Source organism: Streptomyces sp. AcH 505 (assembly GCF_000818175.1).
Lineage (GTDB): Bacteria > Actinomycetota > Actinomycetes > Streptomycetales > Streptomycetaceae > Streptomyces.
The window spans coordinates 4,588,404-4,593,250 of sequence record NZ_JTIY01000001.1 but is presented as its reverse complement, the minus strand read 5'-3'; the positions used below and the strand labels follow the sequence as shown (position 1 = coordinate 4,593,250).

The following is a 4,847-nucleotide window of genomic DNA, read 5'->3' as shown; positions in this document are numbered from 1 at the left end:
CTGCTGGTGAGCAACGCGAGCGCGCTGGGGGCGCAGCCGCTGGTGCGGCTGGAACGGCTGGGTCTCGCGGGGCTGCGGGCGGCGCTGGAGACGAATGTGGTGGCGGCGCTGGGGCTGGTCCAGGAAGCGCTGCCGCTGCTGCGGGCGAGTACCGCGGGGACGGTGATCGCGGTGAGTTCGGACGCCGCGGCGGAGGCGTACGAGACGTGGGGCGGTTACGGGGCGTCGAAGGCGGCGCTCGACCATCTGGCGGCTGTGCTCGCCGTGGAGGAGCCGGGGCTGCGGGTGTGGGCGGTCGATCCGGGTGACATGCGGACCGAGCTGTACGCGGCGGCCGTGCCGGACGACACGGATCCGCGTCCCGAGCCGGCGTCGGTGGTGCCGGGCTTCCTGCGGCTGCTGGAGCGCCGTCCGGCGAGCGGCCGGTACACGGCCCCTTCGCTGAAGGGGTGGACGGTGTGAGGCGGGCACCGGTGGAGCGGGGGCTGGACATTCCGCGGGTGCCGGCCGAGCTGTCGGCGCGGGTACCGGCCGAGCAGCGCGGGGCGGGCCGTGACGACGTACGACTGCTGGTGTCGCACGGCACCCGGGTCTCGCACCATGTCTTCCGCGAGCTGCCCGGGCAGCTGCGGGCCGGGGACGTCCTGGTGGTGAACACGTCGGCGACGCTGGCGGCGGCGGTGAACGGGCGGATCCGTGGTGAGCGGGTCGTCACGCACTTCTCGACGCGGGGTGACGACGGGCGGTGGGCGGTCGAGCTGCGCACCCCCGACCCGGCTGCCGGGGGTACGACGCTGCCGCGCGCGGGCGGCTCCGCCGGCACGGTCGTCCGGCTGCCGGGCGGGGGACGGCTGGTGCTTGAGCGGCCGCTGGACCCGGCGGGCGACCGGCTGTGGTGGGCGCGGGCCGAGGACGTCGACGTGCCGGGGCTGCTGCGGGCGTACGGGCGGCCGATCCGGTACGGGTACACGGAGCGGGACCAGCCGCTGTCGGCGTACCAGACGGTCTTCGCGCTGCCTGCGGCCGACGGCTCGGGTTCCGCGGAGATGCCGAGCGCCGGGCGGCCCTTCACCGCGGGTCTTGTGGCGGAGCTGGTGAGCAGGGGGGTGCAGTTCGCGCCGATCACGCTCCATACGGGGGTGGCGTCGGCGGAGGCGCACGAGCCACCGTACCCGGAGCGGTTCGCGGTGCCCGCCGCGTCGGCGCGGCTGGTGAACGCGGCGCGTGCGGGTGGCGGCCGGGTCGTGGCCGTCGGTACGACGGCGGTGCGGGCGCTGGAGTCGGCTGCGGGGCCCACCGGGGTGGTGCGGGCGGCTTCGGGGTGGACGGATCTGGTGATCACGCCGCGCCGTGGGGTGCTGGCGGTGGACGGGCTGCTGACGGGGCTGCACGAGCCGGCGGCCTCCCATCTGCTGATGCTGGAGGCCGTCGCGGGGCGGGCCGCGCTGAGCCGGGGTTATACCGAGGCACTGCGTGAGCGCTACCTCTGGCACGAGTTCGGCGACGTCCATCTCCTCCTGGGGGATGAGACCACTCACGCTGTGCGTTGCGAACGCAACGTTTGGTGAAACTGTCATCGCCCCGATGTGACGCCGCACATAGGACGCACATCACTTACGAAGGGGATTAGTCGACAATGTCCCGGGTGTTAGCTCGGCATAAGTGGGTAAATGGGCGACTTGACCACCCCCTGCCCCACACCCCGTCCCACTATCCAGCTTCGTACGTCACACCTTTGCCACAGGTTTTTGCTACCGCTAAGAATTGCGTCCGTCGCCGCCGGAAGGCAGTGGGCCTCCCGGCCTCCGCGACTCCCGCTATTCGAAGAGGTACGTCTCTATGTCCGCGTCACGCACCCCTGGTCACAGTCGCCTGAGCAAGACCCACAAGGTTTCGATCGCCGGCATCGCCGCGATCGGCGCCGCCTCACTGGCGTTCTCCCTGGTCCCCGGTAACGCATCCGCCGACGTCGATTCCCACTCCGTGGCCGCCGCAGCGCCGGTGGCCTGGAACTCCACTTCGGGAACCCAGGCGTCAGCGCTCCACGCGAGCATCGCCAAGCAGCAGCTTTCCGCCGAGAACGCCGCCAAGGTCCAGGCCCAGGCGTTCGCCAAGGCGGCGTCCCACGCCAAGACGGTCAAGGCGGAGAAGGACGCCAAGGCCAAGGCCGAGGCAGCCAAGAAGGCCAAGGCCGAGAAGGCAGCCAAGGCCAAGGCGGCCGCCAAGGCGAAGGCCGCGGCAGCCAAGAAGCGCGCCAAGGGCCAGGCCGCCAACCGCTCGACGGTTCGCAAGCCGGTCTACGCCAACAACCTCGACGGCTGGATCCGTGAGTCCCTGTCGATCATGAAGAAGCACGGCATCCCGGGTTCGTACAACGGGCTGCACCGCAACATCATCCGTGAGTCGTCGGGTAACCCGATGGCCATCAACAACTGGGACATCAACGCCCGCAACGGCATACCGTCGAAGGGCCTGCTCCAGGTCATCCCCCCGACGTTCAAGACGTACCACGTCTCCGGAACGCCCAATAACATCTACGACCCCGTCGCCAACATCGTCGCCGCGGCCAACTACGCGGCCGACCGGTACGGCTCGATGGACAACGTCAACAGCGCCTACTGAGCCGCGCCATCCGTACGCCGAAGGGCGGCACCCGCTGGGGTGCCGCCCTCCGGCGCGTGTACGTCTCCTGGCGATGCGCTACTTGCGCATGACCTCGGGCTCGTGGCGGCGCAGCAGCCGCGACACGATGAAGCCGCAGATGACCCCGAGCGCGATCAGCGCGATCATGTCGATGCTCCACTGGGTGGCCGAGTGCTCCCACAGCGGGTCGAGGTCGTTCGGCTTCTCCGGGTCCCACGGCGCCATCAGGTGCGACAGGTCGAGCGTCGCGCCCGCCGCGCTGAGTGCCCAGCGCGAGGGCATCAGCCAGGCGAACTGGTCGAGCCCGGCCTTGCCGAAGATCTGGAAGAGCGTGCCGGTGAAGACGAGCTGCACGATCGCGAACATCACGAGCAGCGGCATGGTCTTCTCGGCCGTCTTGACCAGGGAGGAGATCACCAGACCGAACATCATCGAGGTGAAGCCGATGCCGATGATCGCCAGGCACAGTTCGACGGCCGGGTTGGTGACCAGCCCCTCGGCCGGCAGGTCGCGCACCGAGAAGCCGATGCCGCAGATGATGACGGCCTGCAGGGCCGTGATCACACCGAGCACGATGACCTTGGACATCAGGTACGCGGAGCGGGACAGGCCGACCGACCGTTCCCGTTCGTAGATCACCCGCTCCTTGATCAGCTCTCGTACGGAGTTGGCCGAGCCCGAGAAGCACATGCCGACCACGAGAATCATCATGATCATGCCGGCGCCGCCGTTGAAGCGCGCGGGCGGTGTGGGCGGGCCCAGTCCGAACTTCGCCGGGATCACCACACTCACCCCGCCGAGGATCGCGGGCAGCAGCACCATGAGTCCGAGGAATCCGCGGTCGGACGCGATCACCGCGACATAGCGCCGGATCAGCGTCCAGAGCTGGGAGCCCCAGCTCTGCGGCTTCGGCGGCCGCATCTGCGCCCGCGAGGGGACCTGCGCGGTCTGGACGGCGACGGCGTCGATGTCGGCCGCGTATATCTGGTAGTGCTCGGAGCCGCGCCAGCGGCCCGCCCAGTCGTAGTCGCGGTAGTTCTCGAACGCCGAGAAGACGTCCGCCCAGCTGCCGTAGCCGAAGAAGTTGAGCGCTTCCTCCGGCGGGCCGAAGTACGCGACGGAGCCGCCGGGCGCCATGACGAGCAGCTTGTCGCAGATCGCCAGCTCGGCCACGGAGTGGGTGACGACCAGGACCGTACGGCCGTCGTCGGCGAGGCCGCGCAGCAGCTGCATGACGTCGCGGTCCATGCCCGGGTCGAGGCCCGAGGTCGGCTCGTCCAGGAAGATCAGCGACGGCTTGGTGAGCAGTTCGAGCGCGACGGAGACGCGCTTGCGCTGGCCACCGGAGAGGGAGGTGACCTTCTTCTCCTTGTGCACGTCGAGCTTCAGCTCGCGCAGCACCTCGTCGATACGGGACTCGCGCTCGGCCTCCGCCGTGTCACCGGGGAAGCGGAGCTTGGCCGCGTACTTGAGCGCCTTCCTGACGGTCAGTTCCTTGTGCAGGATGTCGTCCTGCGGGACCAGACCGATGCGCTGGCGCAGCTCGGCGAACTGCTTGTACAGGTTCCTGTTGTCGTACAGGACGTCGCCCTGGTCGGCGGGCCGGTAGCCGGTCAGCGCCTTGAGCAGGGTGGACTTGCCGGAGCCCGACGGGCCGATGACCGCGATCAGCGACTTCTCGGGGACGCCGAAGGAGACGTCCTTGAGGATCTGCTTGCCGCCGTCGACCGTCACGGTGAGATGGCGGGCGGAGAAGGACACCTCGCCGGTGTCGACGAACTCCTCAAGACGGTCGCCGACGAGCCGGAAGGCCGAGTGCCCCACACCGACGACGTCGTCGGGGCTGAGGAGGACCGTGCCGGACTTGGCGATCGGCTGCCCGTTGACGTACGTGCCGTTGTGCGAGCCGAGGTCGCGGATCTCGAAGCGGCCGTCGGGCATCGCGGTGAACTCGGCGTGCAGCCGGGACACCTGGAGGTCGGAGACGACCAGTTCGTTCTCCAGGGCACGGCCGATGCGCATGACCCGGCCGAGCGAGAGCTGGTGGAACGTGGTGGGGCTGCGGTCCCCGTACACCGGCGGCGCCCCCGCGGCGCCGCCCGCTGCGGAGCTCTGCTGCGGCACGGGCGCGGGCGGGAACTGTGCCTGCGGTGCCGGTGTCTGCGGCCAGCCCTGCTGCGGCTGGGCCGGGGCCTGTGGCGCCG

At 70.0% G+C, this 4,847-nt stretch carries 4 protein-coding genes; 3 read left to right on the top strand and 1 reads right to left on the bottom strand.

Features of this window, described 5'->3' with window-relative positions; all coding sequences use genetic code 11:
• From HY68_RS21000 to HY68_RS20990, 3 genes are all read left to right on the top strand, one after another.
• A partial coding sequence (locus tag HY68_RS21000; protein ID WP_041991106.1) for an SDR family NAD(P)-dependent oxidoreductase occupies nucleotides 1–462 on the top strand: 462 nt, incomplete at its 5' end.
• A complete protein-coding gene (locus tag HY68_RS20995) occupies nucleotides 459–1,568 on the top strand; it encodes an S-adenosylmethionine:tRNA ribosyltransferase-isomerase (protein ID WP_241778635.1) in 1,110 nt (369 codons plus the stop codon). The genes HY68_RS21000 and HY68_RS20995, both read left to right, overlap by 4 nt.
• Nucleotides 1,569–1,839: 271 nt before the next feature.
• Complete coding sequence (locus HY68_RS20990; protein WP_041991104.1) at nucleotides 1,840–2,622, top strand: transglycosylase SLT domain-containing protein; 783 nt, start codon at nucleotides 1,840–1,842, stop codon at nucleotides 2,620–2,622.
• Between the two features lie 78 nt (nucleotides 2,623–2,700).
• On the opposite strand, the gene HY68_RS20985 is transcribed toward HY68_RS20990, so the two are convergent.
• The coding region (locus tag HY68_RS20985; RefSeq protein ID WP_241778634.1) for an ABC transporter ATP-binding protein/permease at nucleotides 2,701–4,847 on the bottom strand (2,147 nt) is incomplete at its 5' end.

Excerpts from the sequence above, each read along its gene's own strand:
- HY68_RS20990 (WP_041991104.1), top strand. The coding sequence starts at position 1,840 with ATGTCCGCGTCACGCACCCCTGGTCACAGTCGCCTGAGCAAGACCCAC.